The sequence below is a fragment of the Deferribacter abyssi genome (assembly GCF_049472655.1).
Lineage (GTDB): Bacteria > Chrysiogenota > Deferribacteres > Deferribacterales > Deferribacteraceae > Deferribacter > Deferribacter abyssi.
Genome location: NZ_JAQNCS010000001.1, coordinates 117,053 through 139,344, shown reverse-complemented (window position 1 = coordinate 139,344; position 22,292 = coordinate 117,053). Strand labels below are relative to the sequence as shown.

Genomic DNA, 22,292 nt, shown 5'->3' with positions numbered 1-22,292 from the left:
ATGGACGAATTATATTTTTTAATGGATGGAAATGTTACATCAAAGATTGAAGCAGAATTAAACAGATTAAAAGATGAATCAAACGCCAAAGCTGTTTTTTTGCTTGATAAAAACGGTCAAATTATAAGTAGCAGCAAAGATACCGAAGGGTATGATAAAACATCACTTGGAGCACTAATTGCAGGAAATGTAGCTGCCACAGACGGCTTAGCAAAACTTTTGGGTGAAAAAGAGTTTTCAATCCTTTTTCACGAAGGTGAAAATGAGCATATACATATAAACTTAATAAATCAAAAGTTTATTTTGGTAGTTATTTTTGATGAATCCACATCGTTAGGGTTAGTAAGATTAAGGGTTAAGAAAACTATAAATAACCTAACTCAAATTATTAGTTCTATAAAAAACAATAAAACTAATAACGGAAATAAACCAATTTTTGAGGATATCACAGAAGAAGATATTGAAAAGCTTTTTCAAGGGGATTAAATATGTCTTTTATTAATTATTCTACGAAAGAAATAAATTGTAAGATTGTATACTATGGACCAGGTTTATGCGGGAAAACAACTAACCTTCAGTACATATACAATAAAACAGACCCAAAAATGCGCGGAAAAATGATTTCATTGGCTACAGAGGTAGAAAGAACCTTGTTTTTCGATTTCATGCCCCTTAGTCTTGGTACTATAAAAGGCTACAAGCTAAGATTTCACCTTTACACAGTCCCGGGTCAGATTTTCTATGACGCCAGTAGAAAACTTATTTTAAAAGGTGCCGATGGAATTGTTTTTGTAGCTGATTCTCAAGTAGATAGAATGGATGCTAATCTTGATAGTTTCGATAATCTTAGAGACAATTTATCAGAACATGGTTATGACCTTGACATTATTCCACTTGTATTACAATATAATAAAAGGGATTTACCAAATATAATACCAGTAAATGAACTTGAAAATGCATTGAATTATAGAAAAGTCCCATCTTTTGAGGCTATTGCTATTAAAGGTGTTGGAGTATTTGATACACTTAAAGCAATAGTAAAAGAGATTATTTTTAAATTGAAAAGTTAAATGTCAAAAGAAATTATTATAAATTCAACCGTAAACGAAACTAGAGTTGCCATTCTAGAAAACGGTACCGTATCCGAAATCTATATAGAACGCCATAATAAAAAAGGTGTAGCCGGAAATATATACAAAGGAAAAGTAGTAAAAGTGTTACCAGGTATGCAGTCAGCCTTTGTGGATATAGGATTAGAAAAAGCAGCCTTCTTACATGTAGCTGACTTAATAGCAGAAAATATAAATGAAGACATGATTTATCAAAACATCGATGAAGAGCAAACCGAAAATGATATTGATGAATCAGTAAATGGAAAACAGCAAATTCCTATCCAAGACATAATTCAAGAAGGGCAAGAAATTGTAGTACAAGTAGCTAAAGAACCAATAGGACAAAAAGGTGCAAGACTCACTACCCATCTCACATTACCAGGACGATATCTTGTGTTAATGCCATATTACAATCATATAGGTGTTTCAAGAAAAATCGAAGACGAAGAAGAAAGAGAACGTTTAAGAAACATACTTACAGAATTAAAACCCAATAACTTCGGATTAATAGCACGAACTGTAAGTGAAGGTTCTTCAAAAGAAGATCTTGAATCCGACATGGATTACCTCATCAGGTTATGGAATAAAATTTCAGAAAAAATGTCTTCATCACACGCCCCAGAACTTCTCTATAAAGACTTAGAACTCCTTTTTCGAACGCTCAGAGACATTACAACCAACGATGTTAAAAGGATAATAATAGATAACAGATCAGACTATTTAAAGTTAAAATCTTTTTATAGAGAATACCTGCCCAATCTCGACCTTGAAATCAAGCTTTATGAAAACAGTATCCCAATCTTTGATTATTACAATATTGAAATAGAAATTAATAGAATGTTTGATAGAGTAGTTTGGCTCAAATCTGGCGGTTATATTGTTATAGATCAGGCTGAAGCACTCACAGTCATTGATGTTAATACTGGCAAATTTGTTGGAAAACGAAATTTTGAAGAAACTATTCTAAAAACTAATTTAGAGGCAGCAAAAGAGATTGCATATCAATTAAGGCTTAGAAATATAGGAGGTATAATCATTGTTGACTTTATTGACATGGAAAAAGAAGAACATATAGATAAGGTACTACAAACACTCAATCAAGAATTCAAAAAAGATAGAGGTAAAGTAACCGTTGTGAATATATCCCCATTAGGCTTATTTGAAATAACAAGAAAAAGAGTAAAAGAAAGCCTTACTAAAGCTCTGAGTGAAAACTGCCCCTATTGCGATGGAAAAGGATTCATTAAGTCCAAAGTTACTGTATGTTATGATATTTTGAGAGAAATCAGAAGAATTGCTCCATATTATGAAAAAAAGAAAATTTTTATAGAAGCACACTCCGATGTGGTGGATATCCTGTTGAATAATGAAAAAGACAGTATCGATGAAATCGAACTTATGTTTAACATAGCTATAGAAGTAAAAGCAAATAATACTTTTCATTTAGAACATTATGAAGTTATCCCTCTCGAATCAATTTAATCAACATCTCTTTTTAAATAAAAAGAAAATTTTTTGGAGATTAAATGTATAAAAGAAAAGATGCTTATTACAAAAAAGCAAAAAAAGAAGGTTTTAAATCAAGAGCAGCTTATAAATTAATAGAAATAAACAACAAATATCAGCTTATAAAAAAAGGGGATGTCGTTCTGGACGCAGGATGCGCTCCCGGTGGCTGGTCCCAGGCAGTATTAACCATAGTAGGAAATAAGGGATTAGTTGTTGGAGTTGATATTTTGCCAGTGGAAGGTATCACTTTTCACAATTTTCATTTTATTCAGGGCAACCTCCTTGATGCTGAAACTCTTGACAAAGTATTAGATATTTCAAGAAATTTTGACACAGTAATTTCTGATGCAGCTCCAAACACTACTGGGCAAAAGATTACAGATCATGTTAATAGTCTTGAACTAGTAAAAACAATACTCTCCTTTGCAGAAAAAGTGCTAAAAAAAGGCGGAAACTTTCTATTCAAGCTTTTTGACGGTGAAGATAGAGATGAATTCATAAAATTATTAAAAACGAAATTTTCAACGATTAAGATTATCCGACCTGATGCCACAAGAAAAAGCTCCTTCGAAATTTACATAGTCTGTAAAGGATACAAAGGTGAATAAGGATATATTACGTATTTTAGAAGAATTAAAATCAGGTAAACTTGATAGTATAGCAGCTGCACAAAAGATAGAAGAAAGATTTATTCTTAATCATGATGAGTTTCACATTGATACTCACAGAAGAAAACGTCTTGGTTTTGATGAAGTAATTTATGGAAAAGAGAAAACAATTAATCAGCTTGAAAGCATTATTAAATTATATCTTGAAAAAGATCTTCGTTTTTTTTGCACAGGACTTGATAACCTCAAAATTGACACCCTCACAAAACAGTTTGGCTCCAATGTAACCTTTTGTAGAAAAAGTGGTACAGCTAAAAATTTTGAATACCCACCTTGCAAATTTAAGAAAACGGTTGGCATAATTACTGCTGGTAGCTCTGATGCTAAAGTAGCTTACGAAGCTCATGAAACCTTGAAGGTTCTTGGAGTTGCTGCAAAAAACTATATTGATGTTGGAGTTTCAGGAATTCACCGCTTTTTTAAATATTCGGAAGATTTGGAAAAACACACTATTCTCATCGTAATTGCTGGAATGGAAGGTGCTCTTCCAAGTGTCGTTGGTGGGTTATTCCGTCAACCAATTATAGCTGTGCCAACATCTGTTGGGTATGGCACTGCACTTGGAGGTTTTACCCCATTATTTGCCATGCTCACAAGCTGTGCAAATGGTATTACTGTAGTAAATATCGATAATGGATTTGGTGCTGCAATGGCAGCTTTTAGAATTTTAAACTGCTTATCAGAGGCTAAACATGATTGATAACATACTCATTTTCGTAGCAGGAATGATTTTGGGTGGCTTTGTTTATGTCCAGATAGAAGGTTTTATAAAAAACAAAAACGAAAACCTAAATTTGAAGAGATTTGGTCAAATTATTAGCTTCGTATCCATATTTTTTATCTCAGTAAATTTTTTGACTTTTAAAACAATAATTTTATATGGCTTTTTTACAGGTTCTTTACTCTTTAGCTTTATCCCTCAAATGACCGATGAACAAAAATAAGCTTACGTATTTAAAAGAGGTTCTTTTTTGGTATCTAATAGCAACAAGTTATTTCATCATAAAATATTTTTTATTTAAACTAAAAATTCCTCTAATTAACTGAGAAAAACAATAAATTACTACAAAAAGGATATTGAAAAACTAACCTCACGCTTCATTACGCTTATCGAACCTTTATTTATTGCCTTTATAGGACTCATTGTAGGATTTATTGTATTCTCAATTATGCTTCCTCTCTCTGAACTAAACACTTTCATAAGGTAAATTTAATTCAATAATTTGCACATAATATCAAGCAAACGATAACTTTTACAATCTTTACCTTTTTCTTTTAAAACATCCGCTAGAGCAATGTAAACAGTTTCATATATCTCTTTAATATAAATATTTGAAATTATCTTTATATCTTCATCCATAACACTCATTGTAACTGCTTCAATACATTTATTATGGTCAGTAGAAGTCACACTCCTGCATAAAATAGGTCTCACAGGATAAATCATACAGTTTTTACAATCATCCAAAAAAATGCATTCTATTTTAGCTGCAATTCTCTCCTCATCCGTAAGTCCTCTGGCAAGCAAATATTTCTCTCTCAACTTCTGTTTTAAGTTCATAATGTCATTATGAAAATCTGACGTTAAATATTCTGCTATATTTTCTGCTTCAATTCCTAAAACTGATATATTTACAACACAGCAGTAACCACATCCTGACTTACAATCAATCAACTCCGTATTAAATTTCTCTTTATTTTCCTCTATAAAACCATCTGTAAAAGCCAAAATCTCACGTAATCCCTTTAAATTCAAACCATATTTAGCAACAATTTCTTTTACACTTTTATAAACCTCATCTTTATTCATTTATACCTACACTTTCTAAACTTGTAACTTATCATATCAATTTAATTGTATTATCAAGCTACTATAACCATCACCCCAACACATTTCCTCTTTTAAAACATAAATTAATCAAATCAAAGATAGAATCAACCTTTCATTTTAAAATGAAACTATAAACATTTAAATTTAAAGTATTTTGAATATAATCATCTGATTTTACAAAAGCTGCTACAATTAGCGCCATGTAAAAGTATCACATATACACCAAAAAACATCTCCACAGTCATGGAATAGTATAATTTAAAGTTAAAAAAGATAAAAATCCTAATTACCATTATTTAGTATAAAAATGAGCAACTCCAAAGTTTTAATCTCTCTTGAAATTAAATAAATTCACTATTAAAATTAAATTGTGTAAAAATTTAAATAAGAGGAGGATGAAATTGGAAAACAAATCACAATATCAAAATATTCCTAATTATTACGAAGATGAAATTGATTTATATGAGTTATGGTTAACAATTAAAAAATATAAAAAACTAATATTTGCAATAGTCATCGTTTCGTTGATTATTGCTACCTTATATACTTTTTTAACACCAAAAGTTTATACTGTAGAAAATACCTTGTTTTTACCTGATTTAAAAACAATAAACAATAAGCCTATTTTTAATAAAAACGATATCAAGAGTTTGCTGTTAAACTTAGATAAATATGACGAAAATACTTTGAAAACTTATTTACAATTAAGCGATAAGGAAATTCAAACGCTTAAAAGTATTAAAGTCTCAGATATAAAAAGAGGTAATTTATTGACAATCAGAATTGATGTTCAGGATTCAGCTTTAGCAAAGAATATATTAAACAAAATTCTAGATTATATTAACAACTTAAATCTCATCAAAGAATCACTACAGCAAAACAAATTGCTACTAGAAAAAGAAAAAGAAAATCTTTACTCAAAAATAGTGGAATACAAGTTTTTAATTAAAAAACTAAAAAGTTTCAATCCACAAAGAGATAATCTTTATTTGGGATTTGATCCTTTAAACGCTTTGCTAAACACTGAACGCAGATACAATTTAATTTTAGAAACGCTTGAAAAATATGATAAATTTAACAAAGTAACTTACTTATCAGATCCAATATACCCAGACAAACCATCTAAACCAAAAACAAAACTAATAATAGCTGTTTCCTTTATCACTTCTTTAATGCTTGCAATTTTTTTATCTTTTTTTATTGAATGGGTAAAAAATGCTCAAAAAAGATATAAAGAAGATGTTCAATAATATTTCCAATAAAATATTTTAAACTTTAATTTACTAATATTCTCACCACGTGTTATAATAAAAAAGAATTTTTGATAGGAGGTAGAAATGCGATCAATTTTTTCTTTAATAATTATAATGTTATTTTTTCCTCTAATAGTTTTTTCTGCTAAGTGGCAAATAGTTGGTCCTCGAGCACTCGGTATGGGTGGAGCATATGTTGCTGTGGTAAATGATTCAACAGCTGCATACTGGAATCCTGCAGCATTCGGTTTTTACAAAAAGAAAGAAGTAAAAAGATATCAAAACAGAGACTTTGGATTGGGAATTGGTGCTGGCGCTGGTTATTCCATTCATAATGATTTAGGTGAAAAAATTGATAATATCTTGGACTATGATTATGAAGGCGTTAGTAATGATATTAATACTGATGGATCCTTATCGATTACAAAACTTAATGACTATGTAAAACTCATTAGTGAACTGAATAAAATAACTGAAAAAGATAGTGTTATTTTTAAAGCAAATGGTTTCATCGCATCAAGAATAGGTAATTTTGGTATAGGTGTCTTTGCTTTAGGTAATATTGCTGCTACTCCATTGCTTGATTTAAAAAATATTAATGTAGATAACAACAGCAACAATATTATCACAGAATTATCCAATATTGGTGGAGACAACACCTTAGACGTTCTAAGTAATGACCAATATAATAGCTTGGTTAATACAATATCTAATCTGCCAGGATGGGATTCAACAACAGCTCAAAATTTCGTTTACGCAATCGACGACACTTTGAAAAATAATGGAATTTCCACAGTAACCAATGACACAATCGATGCCGTAATAACAACTGCAGAAGTTGCTGCTAATGCGCAAACTGGTGGAACATATGATCAAAATGACTCAAAAATTAGGTTTAAGGGACTTATTTATTTTGAAGTCCCTTTAAGCTACGGATACGCATTTAACAAAAATTTTGCCATTGGTGGTAATGTGAAGTTCATGAAAGGCCGCTACTATGAATCTTATGTTTCTTTATATGACAACAACAATGACAACGACTTATTTGATAAAGCAAAAGATAATTACGAAGAATCAACAACCTTTGGTGTTGACCTAGGTGCAATGTATAAAATTGGAAATACCATCACTCTTGGAATTGTTGGTAGAAATTTAAACACTCCAAAATTTGATAAGCCATCTGGAGGAGATTATGAATTGGATCCTCAAGCCAGAGCTGGTATTGCAATCACACCATTTAGCTGGCTCACACTTGCAGCAGATATTGATCTTACAAAAAATGAAACTAATATAAAAGATTATGACTCACAAAACATATCAATAGGAGCAGAAATCGAGCTGTTAAAATTTTTAGCACTCAGAGCTGGTTACTACAAAAACCTTGCAGAAAATGATATAGATAACGTATACACTGCTGGCTTAGGATTAAATTTTTATCTTTTTAGACTTGATGCAGGTATAGCCTTCAGCGACAAAACAACTACAATTGATGGCAAAGATTTACCAAATGAAATCAAGGCAGAAGTGGCACTCTCCTTTGAATTCTAATTAAAATTTTAAAGAGGGGACAATCCCCCTCTTCTTTGTTCAAAACTTCATATTTGAAGTTAATCATCTTTCTAAAAAATTTTTACATTTGTATACCATTTTTTATCAATTGAAATATAGTAGAAAAAAAGTATAATGTTTTTCAAAAATTGGAGGATAAAATGTATGCAAAGCAAATAATGTACACACCAAAATTTACAGTAAAGCCCAACGATAAATTGAGTTCAGTAGTTGAAAAATGGGAAAAAGAACCATGTGATGTTCCTGTTATAAATGATGATGGAACTGTAGTGGGTTTAATCACAGCTAAGCAAATTATCAGAAAAATTCTTCCTCAATATTTAGTTAATGGTGACCTTGACAATGTTATGGGTTTTTCAGACTTACCAAATTTTTCTGAAAAAATTTGTGATTCTCTTGAAAAAGAAGTAAAAGATGTAATGAAAAGCGATTATAATTGGGCTTATGAAGATGAAAGCACGCTATCTGTAGCATTAAAATTAATAAGTGACAAAAAATGTGTTAGAACTATTATAGTTATTGATAGAGACAAAAAATTAAAAGGGTTAATTGATGCATGGTCTGTAGTAAAAAGAATGCTAAAAGAGGCTAATTGTTCATTTGAATGGTAAAGGCCAAATACAAAACTTGGAGTAACAATGTTTAAAAACGAATTAATCATTGCAAACAGAACATTCAAAAGTCGTCTTATGGTCGGCACAGGTAAGTTTCCAAACAGTGAAGTTATGAAAAAAGCTCTTGAAGCTTCAGAAACAGAAATTGTCACAGTGGCTTTAAGACGTGTGGATATAAGTAATCCTCAGGATGATATTTTATCTCATATTGATACAGAAAAATATCTCCTACTTCCTAACACCTCCGGAGCAAGGGATGCTGAAGAAGCCGTACGTCTTGCAAGATTGGCAAGAGCTGCTGGATGTGAGCCGTGGGTAAAATTGGAAGTTACCCCAGACCCATATTATCTTTTACCTGACCCCATAGAAACCTTTAAAGCAGCTGAATTACTTGTAAAAGAAGGATTCAACGTTTTGCCATACATAAATGCAGACCCAGTTTTAGCTAAAAGACTCGAAGAAATAGGGTGTGTAACCGTTATGCCCCTTGGAGCACCCATAGGAACAAATAAAGGGATAAAAACTGCAGAAAATCTGAAAATTATCATAGAACAAAGCAACGTGCCGGTGGTAGTAGACGCAGGTCTTGGAGCGCCAAGCCATGCTGCACTTGCTATTGAAATGGGGGCAGATGCTGTACTTGTCAATACAGCCATTGCCACTGCCAACGATCCTGTAAAAATGGCCATTGCTTTTAAACTTGCTGTTGAAGCTGCATGTGTAGCAAGGGACGCAGGACTGCCCGCCGCAAAGCAATATGCTGAGGCATCGAGTCCACTAACCGGATTTTTGAGGGAATAAAATGAGCTTTTATGATATATACAAACACTACGATTGGGATGAAATAAAAAACTTTATTTATTCAAGAGATGAAACTGATATAACCTCCACCCTTGGGAAGCAACACCTGACAGATGAAGACTTTGCCACCTTACTTTCACCTGCTGCTGAAAGATATATTGAAGAGATAGCACAAACTGCTCATAAAATCACAGTTATGCGCTTTGGAAAAACAATAAAACTCTATGCTCCACTATATCTGTCCAATGTTTGTACAAACTCTTGTATCTACTGCGGATTTAACGTGCATAACAAAATTCCTAGGATTACACTTAACGAAGATGAAATCGAAGTGGAAGCAAAAGCTGTAAGTGACACAGGAATAAAACATATACTACTTCTAACAGGTGAAGCACCAAAAATTGCCAACATTGACTACTTAAAAAAAGCTACTGAAATATGCAGTAAATATTTCTCGTCAATAGGTATAGAAATCTATCCTTTGGATATAGAAGGCTATAAAACACTTGTAGATGCAGGTGTTGACCTTTTAACGATTTATCAAGAAACTTACAACAGAAAAACATATAATGAAGTGCATCTTGCTGGTAAGAAAAAAGATTTTTTATGGAGACTCGAAACCCCAGAAAGAGGGGCTGCTGCAGGACTTAGAACAGTAGGAATTGGAGCATTGATGGGTCTTGACGACTTCAGAGTAGAAGAGTTTTTCGTAGGAATACACGCAAAATATCTAATGAAAAAATATTGGAAGACCCATTTTACCGTATCTTTCCCTCGTATTAGAAAAGCTGAAGGATGTTATGCTCCGCGCTGTTATGTGTCGGATAAAAATCTCGTGCAGTCGATTGTTGCAATGAGAATGTTTTTGCATGATGTGGGTATCGTAATATCCACAAGAGAACCTGCTTGGTTGAGAGATAACCTCATCCCCCTTGGTGTTACACAGATGAGCGCAGGCTCTAAAACAGAACCTGGAGGTTATGCACTGCATGAAGATGAAAAGGCGGAGCAGTTTCATATAGAAGATAATAGAGGAGTGAACGAGATTATAAACGTTATAAGGTCAAAAGGGTATGACCCTGTCCTAAAAGATTGGGACAGAGCCTTTGTCCAACCTGTATCAGTTTGATGAAAATCTATAATAATATCCCCATCATTGATACAGCCTATGGTGGTTATGGGGTTGCAAAAATTGAAGGTAGCTACACTGTTTTTATCCCCTTTACAGTGGAAGGGGATATTGTGGACTTTCAAATAACCACGCAGAAAAAAACTCATGCTTTCGGAAAACTATTACAAATCAAAGAAAAATCTTATCACCGAAAAGAAATAGCCTGTCCCTATCTTTTCCAATGTGGAGGGTGCCTTTTTGGACATATTGATTACGGCAGTCAGCTTACAATAAAGGAAAAAATCGTAAAAAACTTTTTTCGAAGAATCTCTAATTTTAAGATAGATGAAATAATAAGCTCATTCCCTGATAGATACAGATTCAGAGCAACATTTAGAATTTTGAAAAACAAATCTGGCTTTTTAGGTTTCAAGAGTAACAGATTTATACAGGTTGAAAATTGCTTAATTTGTAAAACATCAATGATTGAAAAAATCAAAGAGTTTTTAAGATTTGCGAATTCAGATGCTCCAACAAAATGTTACATTATTGAAAATGAAGAGGGTGAGGCACTTATAAATTTTGAAGGTAAAATTAAGAAAGATAGTATCGAAATCGAAAATGTCGTGGGGATAAAAACTAGAAATAAAATTTTTGGACAAGAAAAAATAAAAATCAGCGTTGATGATATATTTTACTACTGTGGATTTGACTCTTTCAGCCAATCAAACAGATATCTTCTTGGTAATTTTCTCTGCTATTCCACAAAATTTTTAAAAAAGAATGATAGAGTGTTAGAACTTTATTCAGGTAGCGGTTTCTTTACCAATACTATATCTAGAAAAACTGAATCGGTAACTGCCGTGGAAGAAAATTTTGAAGCGACAAAACTCTTAAAAGAACTAAACCTTAATAATTTAAACGTATTCACAGAAAAGGTTGAAAAATTACAACAAAGCATATTGAAAAATCATAATATTCTTTTTGTTGATCCTCCAAGATCTGGTTTATCTAAAAATGTTATAAAACTTGCCCTCAACCATCCTTTTGAAAAAATCATATATGTTTCATGCAATCCTGCTACAATGGCAAGAGATATTTCAAATTTAATAGATAAATACCAACTTGAAAATTTTTACATAATTGACATGTTTCCTAATACATATCATATTGAATCTATAGCATATCTCACATTGAGGTAAAAGATGACTGCCGCTACTATCTCTTTATCCAGCGAGCTTGGAGTAAAAGTTGATTTTGATGAAAAACTAAAAAAAATCGTTCAAACAACAATTATTTTCGATAACATCCTTGAAACTAACACAAAAAAAATACCCTCAAATATTTTAAAATTTTTCAAAAACTATCTAAACATGCCAAATGATTACTTAGTCTCTTATCTAGAATGGGAAAAAATCACCGATAACTATAAAAAAATATACTTAGCACTGATGAAGATAAAACCAGGAGAAACTATAACCTATGGTGAATTAGCTCAAAGAGTTGGTATCACACGAGGAGCAAGGGTAGTGGGGAATGCAATGGCAAAAAATCCATATCCTCTTATTATTCCTTGTCACAGAGTAGTATCAAAAAATGGAATTGGGGGCTTCTTTTATAGCCCTTCAAATAAAAAGCGTTTACTAAAATGGGAGGAAGTCTATGAATTTATGGCATGTAAAAAATGAAAATGATCTCGTAGTGGAAAAACATAAAGAAACTTTCTTCTTTTTTCAAAAACTACTACAAAACTCTTTAAAACTAACTTCTAATAATGCTATCGCATATTTCATAAACAATTTTGTAAAAATTTTAGTATACAAGATTAAAAAGAACTTAAGCCAAGAATACCTTAATTTTTTAAATAGTTATGCAACTGTAAATAATATTTCATTAAACGATCTACTATTAGCAGTAAGCTTTCCGGATATTTTCTCATATATGCTGTCAAAAACCGGTAGTAAAATGTACCTAAATATTCCTCATGTTTTTTTAGGCTGTTCCACACTCCTTTTACCCACAGAAAATGGTGTTCTACATTGTAGAAACCTCGACTATTTTGGTGGAAAACTTTGGACAAAAAATCATACTGTAATGCTCTTCGATTTTCCAAATACAGTAAAGTCGGTAAACATTACCACTATGGGACTACCTGTCATAGGTATCACAGCCTTAAATGAAGCAGGTATCTCTTTATCTGTTCATATGCTTTTCACTAAAGAAGTAAATTTAAAAGGTTCTCTTGTAACAGACCTTGCTTTTCAGGTAATTACAAAAGCAACATCAATTTCTGATGTATTAAAAATTGTAAAGGATAAGCCCACTGTCAGCGGATGGGCTTTTATAGTATTCAGTCACAAGGAAAACAAAGGTGTTTTGATTGAATTTAACGGTAAGAAAACCTGCATAAAAGAGCTTAATAGTCTGCCTTTTATATACAACAACTTTTATATGACCAGAGAACAACAATCTTCTGAACTGTACCCATCCTATATATGGATACAAAATAATTTTTACAGAAACAACCATCTCAAACGCCTATTATCAGATAAACAAACTTTTTCTCTGAAAAATGCAATCAGAATAATTAGTAATACCTCAGATTACTATCATGGTAACAAGGACCCTTTTGGTCACACTGTAGCAAATAGCTTTACTGTCACATCTGCTATTTTTGACGTAAACAACGAAAGATTATCATTAGGCGAAAATCATTCTCCCGCTGGAGTTGGAATAAACAAAATCTACGACTTATCTAAAACCTTCAAAGGTGAACTGAATGAAATCGATAAAATAAATATTATCCAAGATGAGAAAAAAAGAGCATTCTATAATGCTGTTGTAAGTGTGATGGATATTTTATACACTAATCAGGACTATGAAAAATGCATAAACATTCTTGACAAACTAGGAGAAAATCTTAATGATAGCTATTTTACTCTTCTACTTTATGCTATTTTATTAATTAAAAAGGAAGATTTTATAAAAGCAAAAGAGAAACTTTACAAAGCTTTAGAAAAAACTTATTTGGACTCATATAGACTTGGAATGATAAAACTGCTAGTTGCGGCCATAGAAGATTTCACCGGCAAGAAAAAGACAGCAACAGAGCTATATGCGGATATTTTACAAAATCACAGATTTGTAGATTTAAACATTCTAACATTAAAACTTTATACAAAAGGGGCAGATAAAAACTTTTTCAAAAAAGTTGTACCAAACTTTTTCCTTTCCCATTTCCTGATTATCTAAATTTTTCAGAAATGGATTAATGGGCCTCGCCCTTTACCAAGCTTATAATTTTTTCCTCTTAATAATGATTCTGTTAAAAATTCCTTAGCTTTTCTCACCGCTATCACCACAGGCATTCCTTTAGCAATGTTTGCAGCTATGGCTGAAGATAAAGTACAACCCGTCCCATGTGTATTACCAGTTTTCACTTTAGTAGAAGTAAATACTTCATAATTACTTCCATCAAACAGTATATCCACTGCTTCTTCACCTCGCAAATGCCCGCCTTTAATTAATGCATATTTTGCACCTTTTTCTTTAATTCTTTTTGCTCCCTCCATCATACCATTCACATCCTTAATTTCTATTCCGGCTATAGTAGAGGCTTCATCCAAATTTGGAGTTACCATAAATGCATTGGAAATCAAATTATCAAAGGAGCCATCAAAAAGAGATGTACCATCACTTGCTTTAAAGATAGTATCAAGAATAAAAGGTACTTGCTTTTTAGACAAATAATACCCAACGAAATCAGCTATATCGGCAGCTGCCAACATTCCTATTTTTACAATATCAATCTTGAAATCAGCAAACAATATATCCAGCTGTTTTTCAATCATCTTCAATGGCATAGGGAAAATTTCTTTGACTCCCTGCGTATTTTGTATGGTAATAGCTGTAATTACTGTCAAGCCATAAACACCTAAGGCAGAAAATGTTTTTAAGTCAGCCTGAATACCAGCACCAGAGCTACCATCTGAACCTGCTATACTCAATACCACAGACAGACTCATATATCGACCTCTACACTGTATCTGTTATCTCCAAGCAGACTATCCAGCTGTCTAAAAAGACCAAGTTTTGGACTTACTCTGTATTCATCTGATGCCTTTATTAATACTTTACCTTTACTTTGTACCTCTACTTCGAAATATACGGGCTTTTCCCCCTTCTCACTTATAATAACCTTTTTCAATTCATTACAAAGATTCTCATTAAACCCTGTTGCATTTATTTTTACTTTGATTGCAGAAATAAGCTTATCAAAGGCTTCCTCGATATGGTATATTTCCTCAGCCACAATAGAATATTCATCCTCTTTAAAATTGACAGTCCCTTTCACAATTATAATACTATCCTCATCTAAATGTCTCACATGCTCTTTGTAAAGCTTTGGAAAAACCACCACATCCATTGTCCCTTCTAAATCCTCTAAAGTTACAAACGCCATCCTTTCATTGGTTTTTGTAATGTAATTCTTCACACTTTTTACAATTCCACCCACTGTTACCACATTGCTCTCATCACTTTTTTCTATATCAGCTGATTTTTTGGTAAATATTTCAAGTATACTAGAATAATTCACTAAAGGATGATTCGAAAGATAAAACCCCAGCACCTCTTTTTCAAACTTTAAAAGCTCATTTTCCGGCATCTCATCCACATCTGGATAAAATTCTTCTTCAACAGTTTCCCCATTTTCCTTCAACAAATCCTCAATGGTAATAATACCTTCCTTTTTTAAATGTTGCTCTTTTTGTCCTATCTCCATAGCAGTATCAAGTACCTGCAAAAGCTGTCTTCTCTTTTTTTCAAAAGAATCCATTGCACCTGCTTTAATAAGTGATTCTATTACTTTCCTGTTCACCTGTCTTAAATCAACCCTCTTGCAAAAATCGTATATACTCTTATATTTCCCCCCTTTTTCTCTTTCTTCAATGATTTCATCAATGGCACCAAACCCAACATTTTTAATAGCACCAAGACCAAAACGTATCGAATTATCATCAATAACAAAATCTTTATACGACTCATTTATATCAGGTTGCAATACTTTAATCCCCATTTTCTTACATTCATCAATAAAAGCAACAACTTTATCCCCTTTTTCTAACTCATTGGAAAGAAGTGATGCCATATACTCCACAGGATAATGGGCTTTGAGATAAGCTGTCTGATAACTCACCATAGCATAAGCTGCAGAGTGACTTTTATTAAATCCGTACTCTGCAAATTTTGCCATCAAATCGAAAATTTCACTGGCCTTTTTCTCTTCAAAACCTCTCTTTACTGCCCCATCAATATTCAGCTTTTCATCACCATAAAGGAATATCTCCCTATGTTTTGCCATCTCTTCAGGCTTCTTTTTCCCCATTGCTCTTCTGAGCAAGTCCGCACTACCAAGAGAGTATCCAGCTATAATCTGGGCTATCTGCATCACCTGTTCTTGATAAACAATAATTCCATAAGTCTCTTTCAATATATCCTCAAGCTCAGGCAAAGGATAAGTAACCTCTTGCAATCCATGTTTCCTTTTTACAAAGTCATCGAGCATTCCACTACCAATGGGACCAGGTCTATAAAGGGCTACAAGAGCAATAATATCCTCAAAAGCTGTTGGTTTTAGTTTTTTCAAAAGATTTTTCATCCCACTACTTTCTAGCTGAAATACTCCTGTGGTTTCTCCTGAGGACAAAAGCTCAAAGGTCTTTTCATCATCTAAAGGAATCTTTGAAATATCAAATTGAGGATCATGATTTTTCCGTATCAGTTTCTCTGTATAATCTATCACAGTCAGGTTTTTCAACCCAAGAAAGTCAAACTTTACAAGCCCCACCTTTTCGAGGGTATCCTTTTCTAACTGTGTTACCACCTCATTATTCTGCCCCCTACAAAGAGGAACATATTCCACAAGAGGCTTATCAGAAATAACAACACCTGCTGCATGCATCCCAGCATTTCTTAATAACCCCTCCAGTTTTAAAGCGTGAGTTAAAAGCTCTTTCCCTTTTTCAATACTCTCTATATTTTTCTTAATCTCAGGATCCATCGCCAAAGCTTTCTTCAATGTTAAACCTGGTTTCTCTGGAATCAACTTTGCAATTTTATCTACAACTTTTAAAGGTATCTCAAGAACTCTTCCAACGTCCCTAATAACCCCACGGGCAAGAAGCTTACCGAATGTAATAATTTGCGCTACTCTATCATCACCATATTTGCTACGAACATAATTTATAACTTCTTCCCTTCTATTCATACAGAAATCGATATCAAAATCCGGCATACTTTTTCGCTCTGGGTTCAAAAACCTTTCAAATAGCAATTTGTATTTAATGGGGTCAATATCTGTAATCCCTACCGCATAAGCCACAAGGGAACCAGCTCCAGAACCTCTCCCAGGCCCCACAGGAATTTTATTTTTCCTTGCATAGTTAATAAAATCCCAAACAATTAGATAATAGCCATCATACCCTTTCTCATGAATAATTTTCAGCTCATACTCCAGCCTATCATAATATTCCTTATGTTTTTCAAGAGGCACTTTTGCCAATCTTTGATGCAACCCTTCCCTGGCAATGTGCTCAAGATACGTTTTAAGAGTAAACCCATCTGGCACAGAATAAACAGGAAGATGTAGCTTCCCAAATTCCATCGAGACATTACACATTTCAGCTATCTTCACCGTATTTAAAAGAGCTTCAGGGACATCTTTAAATGATTCCCACATCTCTACAGGTGATTTCACATACAGTTCAGAAGAATGAGAATCTTTTCTATTAGGATCATTTATAGTATGTTGATATTGAATACACATTAAAACTTGATGAGATTGATAATCTTCTTTATCTAAAAAATGACAGTCATTTGTAGCAACAAGAGGAATACCTGTTTCCTTAGAAATATTTATAAGCTGTTGATTTACTATATTTTGTTCAGGGATACCGTTATCCTGAATTTCAAGATAATAATTATCTTTTCCCATAATTTCATAGTATTCTAATGCTACTTTTTTAGCAGCTTCATACCCTTCATTTAATATTTTCCTGGCAGGCTCACCTGCAAGACATGCAGAAAGTGCAATCAACCCCTTTGAATATTTTGCAAGAAGTTCTTTATCTATTCTTGGTTTATAATAAAATCCTTCAAGATGTGCTAATGACACAAGATATTGCAAATTTTTAAGACCTGTATTGTTCTTTGCAAGCAAAATTAGATGATAATTTTTATCTTCTTTTTTATCATAATTTTTATTAAATCTTGAATCAGGAGATACATAAACTTCACAACCTATGATAGGTTTAATCTCATTAGCAAGTGCTTGTGTATAAAAATCCACAACTCCATACATTGTACCATGATCCGTAATAGCAACAGCTTTTGAACCAAATGATTCTAACTTTTTCATTAACTCTGAAATATGTATTGCCCCGTCTAACAAAGAATATTGAGTATGAAGATGTAGATGAACAAACTCCTTACTCATTAATCAAACTCCACTTTAACTTTTACATTTTTGACGGTTTTAAAAAACTTCACCATAGAAATTTTCTCCTCTAAAAATCTCTTTACAAGCTCATCTTCACAATCAACCTTCACTTCAACACCACCTAGATTAGCAATCGATATTATATAATCTGCAACCTTATCATAATCCTTCAACCCAAAAACCGGATTATTCATAGATACTTCACCGTTAGTAACAATACCTACAAGATTACTATCACCAAAACACAGAGGCTCTTTCCCATTTTCAATCCTATAAATTTCAAATTTTGGTATGCTACTTTTTTTATACCCCTCTGTTAAAATAATATCCACATCATTAAAATAGTTTAAAATCAACTCATAAACTGACATATCCTTATTTACTGTTTTTATTAAAGCAACCTTCTCTTTCGATGAAATGATCACTTGATTTGATCCTGCTTTTTTCAATCGATAAGAATCTTTCCCAGGTTTATCTATTTCAAATCTATGAGCATCATGTTTTATAGCACCCACTTTAAACCCTTTTTTAGTAAAAAATGGTATTAGATTCTCTAAAAATGTGGTTTTTCCACTGCCAGAACTGCCCACAAACGTAAATAAAGGGGGAAATTTATTCTTCATTTTAATCTCCATTTTAGATATAATTTGTTGTAAACTTAAAATAGATTTTACGGTTATAAAATCAGATGCAAGGTTTTTCAAGTTATAAATTCAAAACAGAAATTTTCTTTGCATCATCTCTCTTTTACTCATTATTCCTTAATTTTATTTCAAAAAAACTACCCCATGTGTTGCTTTTATTTATATCTTTTTTGTTATTATCTTTAATTCTACAATTATTTTTTAAAGGCAAGCTTTTTTTATTTTTTCTGATAATAATACTCTTTTCCAATCATATTCTTTCAAAAATGGACATTATCACTGAAAAGCAAAAAAGATATTCTAAAGGAATAACAAGTATTTATAAAAACAGTCAGCTCAAACCAGGCACTGCAATTTTCAAGTTAAATAACAAGCTATTAAGGTTTAAAATACCGATTGTTACTACCTTACTAGAAATAAGGGAAAAATTATGCAAAAAAATCTATATCGAATCATGTGGAGAGGTCAGCATAATACAGGCAGCACTTTTTGGAAACAGAATATATTTAGATAATACAATAAAAGACCTTTTTATCATCACTGGTATTTTCCATCTCCTTGCTATATCAGGCCTACATGTTGGAATTATTATTTCCATTTCTTTTTTAATATTTTCTTTCTTACCATTGAGATTCCGCTACCTAGCAGTAAGTCTAACACTTATACCATTCACAATTTTAACAGGTTTAAAGATAACAGTTTTACGGGCTTCACTTTTCGCAATATTCATTTTTGTTGCACTATTTTTTGATATAAAAGTAGAATTAAGGAAACTGCTCCTCTTTATAGCATCACTTTTTCTTTTTTTATTTCCATCATCTGCTTTTGATATATCATTTCAATTATCCTTTGCTGCCGTTTTCGGAATCTTAACAGTTATAGAAAAAGAAAAAGGATTAAAGAGCGCAATTCTTGTTCCTCTTGGTGCTACCCTTTTTACTATGCCTATTATTCTATACAGTTTTGGAAATTTCAACTATCTTGGAATTTTGAATACGTTTATTATGCTACCATTCATTTACCTTCTGATTATAACAGGTCTGATTACACCTTTTACTGGTCACTTTGCCATTGCTCCACTAATTACAGTTGAAAGTTGGATACATAAAATAGCCACCTTTTTATACAAACTTACATATTCCACCTTTATACTTAATAAAATCAACTTTTATCTCCTAATATTTTCATTAATTTTAATTCTACTATTCATCATTTTAAAAAAATTCACTTTTTTGCTCTTGTTACTCATAATCCCCCTTATTAATTTTGAAAAATCCAATATCATAATTTTTCCAAATATGATTCGTTCAAAAGGGATTATAGATTTAAGTGGCAGAAAACAGGTATTTTTTAAAGGTTTTTACAATGATTTCAAATACAAATTCCTTCCTATAGTCGCAAAGTTTGGTATCAAAAAATTCGACAATGGAATAATACATATCTATGACGGGCAAAATCTTTATTTTAAAATTAAAAATAACTTTTTATTAGATATTTGCATCAACAAAATTGATAAAAATTGCAAAATAGTTTACATGACAAAATCAAATAGTATTTCAAAAAAGTTGTTGATGTCACAAAATAAAATCTTTATTATTTATAAAAATGAAGTAAAATCAAAAAATATATATGAATTAAAAAATAAAAAATGCATCATTTTAAAAAAAGGTGAAATAATCTATGATAATGGTATTTGTAAATGAAAAACCCACCAAAGTTGTAGAAAATACAACCCTTTTTCAGCTACGAGACAATATTAAACCAGATGCTGACATTGTGATTTTAAATGGTCATATCATGAATAAAGACGTAACATTAAATAATAACGATAATGTTGTTTTGATAAAAAGAGGAGAAATACCTTCTTTTGATGAATTAGAAGCTCTCATGATTGCAAGACATACTCCTGGAATACACAAAAAATTAAAAAAAGGTAGGGTGGCCATTGCAGGACTTGGAGGTCTTGGATCGAATATAGCCACAAGTCTTGCCAGAATGGGAGTAGGATTTTTAAGATTAATAGATTTTGATGTTGTTGAACCGTCAAATTTAAACAGGCAGTACTATTTTATAGACCAAATAGGAAGGAAGAAAACCGATGCATTATTAGAAACCTTAAAAAGAATAAATCCATATATCACCTATGATCCTGTTGACTGTTTTGTGAATGAAAACAATATCAAAGAACTTTTTCATGATGTAGACGTTATAATCGAAGCCTTCGATAAAGCTGAAACCAAAGCTCTTTTAATAAAAAATTGCTTGCAGCTTTTCCCTGATAAATTGATTATAGGAGCAAGCGGTGTAGCAGGTATTTATGACACTTCATTATTAAAGGTGGAAAAGCTTGGTAAAAATGTTTACATTGTAGGTGATTTTGTAAACGAAGCAAAACCTGGTGAAGGGTTAATGGCAACTAGAGTAACGGTAGCTGCAAATATGCAGGCAAATATAGCTGTAAGATACTTAGTAAATGATAAAAATGTTTTTTAATTTTTTTGTGAAATAATCATAAGAATCTTAATTTGGTTTTATGTATTACTATAATTGAATTAATGAGAGGAAATAATGAAGATCAAAATCAACGGTGAAATAAAAGAAGTTAGTGACAACATCACAATTTTTGATCTAATAAAATCACTAAATTTAAAATTAGATAGAATTGTTGTTGAATATAATAAAACAATTTTGAATAGAGACGATTATGTCAAAATAACTATTAAGGAAGGGGACAGCCTTGAGTTGATTCATTTCGTTGGAGGTGGATGATGAGAATTTTTTTATTATTGATTTCTTTAATTTTTTATTCCACATATTCAAATGCTTTAGTAAAGCTTAAAATAGATGATTTCCAACAACTCATTCGTAAAAATAAAAGCACAACAATTGTAGTTTTTTGGGCATCTTATTGCCCTTATTGTAAAAAAGAGATTAAAGAACTTTATAAAAATAAAATCAAACTGGATAAAAAACAAATATCAGTAATATTAATCTCTATTGATAAACTTGAATCGTCAGCTTTAAGAGCTTATAAAAACCTGAATGTTGACTTCCCTTTATACATTGCAACCAACAACCTTATAAATTATCTCAACATACGTTTAGTACCCATAATTGCTATTTATGACAAATTTGGAAATATGCATGACATAGCTCCAGGATATAAAACTTTTACTGAAATTCTTAAGATGCTCAAAGAATAGCAAAGCAATTTACACTATTTTATGATATAATATTGTTGAGTATTTTGATTTTATGGAGGCACTAATGAGTAAAAAATTATTCATTGTATTACTGGTTTCAGCACTTATATTCACAACCGTAATGAATGCTTACGCAGTAAATCAAAGAGCAGGTAAAAGGAAGTTTAAAAAATATTGCCACAAAAAATGTCATAATGGAAAATTTAAAAACATACCTTATATTACCCCTTCCTCACTTACCACTGAACAGTGGAAACTGTTTTTTACCAACGACATGAAAAAATTAAAACGAGTTCATAAAAATGGTGAATTAGACTCTATCAAATTAAAACCAAAACATTATAAAAATATTGAAGCATTCCTTATAAACCACGGCTTAGGCTCCTTTGAACCAGAAAGCTGTACACAATAAAGCTAACAACTAACCCTATTCATTAATCTTGATGATTACATAATTCAAAACAATATAATATAGCAAT

General features: G+C 31.9%; 24 protein-coding genes. 20 read left to right on the top strand and 4 right to left on the bottom strand.

Features of this window, described 5'->3' with window-relative positions:
- The 7 genes from OWK30_RS00625 (at window position 1) to OWK30_RS00595 (ending at window position 4,497) form a co-directional block, all read left to right on the top strand.
- On the top strand, window positions 1–486 hold the full coding sequence (locus OWK30_RS00625) for a roadblock/LC7 domain-containing protein (protein ID WP_423322558.1): 486 nt from the start codon (window positions 1–3) through the stop codon (window positions 484–486).
- Between the two features lie 2 nt (window positions 487–488).
- The gene (locus OWK30_RS00620) at window positions 489–1,070 is read left to right on the top strand and encodes a GTP-binding protein (RefSeq protein WP_423322556.1); all 582 of its coding nucleotides are present in this window, start codon (window positions 489–491) and stop codon (window positions 1,068–1,070) included.
- Window positions 1,071–2,594 (top strand): Rne/Rng family ribonuclease, encoded by a 1,524-nt coding sequence (locus OWK30_RS00615; RefSeq protein WP_423322554.1) that lies wholly within the window; start codon window positions 1,071–1,073, stop codon window positions 2,592–2,594.
- A gap of 44 nt (window positions 2,595–2,638) precedes the next feature.
- Window positions 2,639–3,229 carry an RlmE family RNA methyltransferase gene (locus OWK30_RS00610; RefSeq protein WP_423322552.1) on the top strand — a complete coding sequence of 197 codons (591 nt, stop codon included), beginning with the start codon at window positions 2,639–2,641 and terminating at the stop codon, window positions 3,227–3,229.
- Window positions 3,222–3,989: a nickel pincer cofactor biosynthesis protein LarB gene (larB, locus tag OWK30_RS00605; protein WP_423322550.1), complete on the top strand. Its 768-nt coding sequence runs from the start codon at window positions 3,222–3,224 to the stop codon at window positions 3,987–3,989. The genes OWK30_RS00610 and larB overlap by 8 nt, the downstream gene beginning before the upstream one ends.
- The gene (locus OWK30_RS00600) at window positions 3,982–4,233 is read left to right on the top strand and encodes a hypothetical protein (protein WP_423322548.1); all 252 of its coding nucleotides are present in this window, start codon (window positions 3,982–3,984) and stop codon (window positions 4,231–4,233) included. The genes larB and OWK30_RS00600 overlap by 8 nt, the downstream gene beginning before the upstream one ends.
- Before the next feature lie 99 nt (window positions 4,234–4,332).
- Window positions 4,333–4,497 (top strand): type II secretion system F family protein, encoded by a 165-nt coding sequence (locus tag OWK30_RS00595; protein WP_423322724.1) that lies wholly within the window; start codon window positions 4,333–4,335, stop codon window positions 4,495–4,497.
- Between the two features lie 2 nt (window positions 4,498–4,499).
- Here OWK30_RS00595 and OWK30_RS00590 read toward each other — a convergent pair whose 3' ends face one another.
- Window positions 4,500–5,099, bottom strand: coding sequence for a YkgJ family cysteine cluster protein (locus tag OWK30_RS00590; RefSeq protein WP_423322546.1), 600 nt, complete (start codon window positions 5,097–5,099; stop codon window positions 4,500–4,502).
- Window positions 5,100–5,521: 422 nt separating this feature from the next.
- Here OWK30_RS00590 and OWK30_RS00585 point away from each other — a divergent pair, with 422 nt between their 5' ends.
- The 8 genes from OWK30_RS00585 (at window position 5,522) to OWK30_RS00550 (ending at window position 13,720) form a co-directional block, all read left to right on the top strand.
- Complete coding sequence (locus OWK30_RS00585) at window positions 5,522–6,370, top strand: Wzz/FepE/Etk N-terminal domain-containing protein (protein WP_423322544.1); 849 nt, start codon at window positions 5,522–5,524, stop codon at window positions 6,368–6,370.
- Window positions 6,371–6,457: 87 nt separating this feature from the next.
- Window positions 6,458–7,921 carry a conjugal transfer protein TraF gene (gene traF, locus OWK30_RS00580; protein ID WP_423322542.1) on the top strand — a complete coding sequence of 488 codons (1,464 nt, stop codon included), beginning with the start codon at window positions 6,458–6,460 and terminating at the stop codon, window positions 7,919–7,921.
- Between the two features lie 161 nt (window positions 7,922–8,082).
- The gene (locus tag OWK30_RS00575; RefSeq protein ID WP_423322540.1) at window positions 8,083–8,553 is read left to right on the top strand and encodes a CBS domain-containing protein; all 471 of its coding nucleotides are present in this window, start codon (window positions 8,083–8,085) and stop codon (window positions 8,551–8,553) included.
- A gap of 27 nt (window positions 8,554–8,580) precedes the next feature.
- Window positions 8,581–9,357 carry a thiazole synthase gene (locus OWK30_RS00570; RefSeq protein ID WP_423322538.1) on the top strand — a complete coding sequence of 259 codons (777 nt, stop codon included), beginning with the start codon at window positions 8,581–8,583 and terminating at the stop codon, window positions 9,355–9,357.
- A 1-nt stretch (window position 9,358) separates the two neighbouring features.
- Complete coding sequence (gene thiH / locus OWK30_RS00565; protein WP_423322536.1) at window positions 9,359–10,486, top strand: 2-iminoacetate synthase ThiH; 1,128 nt, start codon at window positions 9,359–9,361, stop codon at window positions 10,484–10,486.
- Window positions 10,486–11,670 carry a class I SAM-dependent RNA methyltransferase gene (locus OWK30_RS00560; protein ID WP_423322534.1) on the top strand — a complete coding sequence of 395 codons (1,185 nt, stop codon included), beginning with the start codon at window positions 10,486–10,488 and terminating at the stop codon, window positions 11,668–11,670. The genes thiH and OWK30_RS00560 overlap by 1 nt, the downstream gene beginning before the upstream one ends.
- 3 nt (window positions 11,671–11,673) lie before the next feature.
- Complete coding sequence (locus OWK30_RS00555; RefSeq protein ID WP_423322532.1) at window positions 11,674–12,156, top strand: MGMT family protein; 483 nt, start codon at window positions 11,674–11,676, stop codon at window positions 12,154–12,156.
- Window positions 12,131–13,720: a carcinine hydrolase/isopenicillin-N N-acyltransferase family protein gene (locus tag OWK30_RS00550; RefSeq protein ID WP_423322530.1), complete on the top strand. Its 1,590-nt coding sequence runs from the start codon at window positions 12,131–12,133 to the stop codon at window positions 13,718–13,720. Before OWK30_RS00555 ends, OWK30_RS00550 begins: the two co-directional genes overlap by 26 nt.
- A gap of 5 nt (window positions 13,721–13,725) precedes the next feature.
- Here the strand turns inward: OWK30_RS00550 and thiD are convergent, their stop codons facing one another.
- The 3 genes from thiD to mobB are packed head-to-tail and all read right to left on the bottom strand — an operon-like array spanning window position 13,726 to window position 18,589.
- Window positions 13,726–14,493: a bifunctional hydroxymethylpyrimidine kinase/phosphomethylpyrimidine kinase gene (gene thiD, locus OWK30_RS00545; protein WP_423322528.1), complete on the bottom strand. Its 768-nt coding sequence runs from the start codon at window positions 14,491–14,493 to the stop codon at window positions 13,726–13,728.
- Entirely contained in the window at window positions 14,490–17,963 is a 3,474-nt protein-coding gene (locus tag OWK30_RS00540; protein ID WP_423322527.1) for a DNA polymerase III subunit alpha, read from the bottom strand. Before OWK30_RS00540 ends, thiD begins: the two co-directional genes overlap by 4 nt.
- Complete coding sequence (mobB, locus tag OWK30_RS00535; RefSeq protein WP_423322525.1) at window positions 17,963–18,589, bottom strand: molybdopterin-guanine dinucleotide biosynthesis protein B; 627 nt, start codon at window positions 18,587–18,589, stop codon at window positions 17,963–17,965. Before mobB ends, OWK30_RS00540 begins: the two co-directional genes overlap by 1 nt.
- Before the next feature lie 287 nt (window positions 18,590–18,876).
- Between mobB and OWK30_RS00530 the strand changes: the two genes are divergently transcribed.
- The 5 genes from OWK30_RS00530 (at window position 18,877) to OWK30_RS00510 (ending at window position 22,225) form a co-directional block, all read left to right on the top strand.
- Window positions 18,877–20,313 carry a ComEC/Rec2 family competence protein gene (locus OWK30_RS00530; RefSeq protein ID WP_423322523.1) on the top strand — a complete coding sequence of 479 codons (1,437 nt, stop codon included), beginning with the start codon at window positions 18,877–18,879 and terminating at the stop codon, window positions 20,311–20,313.
- Window positions 20,291–21,103 carry a sulfur carrier protein ThiS adenylyltransferase ThiF gene (gene thiF / locus OWK30_RS00525; RefSeq protein ID WP_423322521.1) on the top strand — a complete coding sequence of 271 codons (813 nt, stop codon included), beginning with the start codon at window positions 20,291–20,293 and terminating at the stop codon, window positions 21,101–21,103. The genes OWK30_RS00530 and thiF overlap by 23 nt, the downstream gene beginning before the upstream one ends.
- Before the next feature lie 75 nt (window positions 21,104–21,178).
- The gene (gene thiS / locus OWK30_RS00520; RefSeq protein ID WP_423322519.1) at window positions 21,179–21,379 is read left to right on the top strand and encodes a sulfur carrier protein ThiS; all 201 of its coding nucleotides are present in this window, start codon (window positions 21,179–21,181) and stop codon (window positions 21,377–21,379) included.
- Window positions 21,379–21,813 (top strand): thioredoxin fold domain-containing protein, encoded by a 435-nt coding sequence (locus OWK30_RS00515; RefSeq protein WP_423322517.1) that lies wholly within the window; start codon window positions 21,379–21,381, stop codon window positions 21,811–21,813. The genes thiS and OWK30_RS00515 overlap by 1 nt, the downstream gene beginning before the upstream one ends.
- 64 nt (window positions 21,814–21,877) lie before the next feature.
- Entirely contained in the window at window positions 21,878–22,225 is a 348-nt protein-coding gene (locus OWK30_RS00510; RefSeq protein WP_423322515.1) for a hypothetical protein, read from the top strand.
- The last annotated feature ends 67 nt before the right edge of the window (window positions 22,226–22,292 follow it).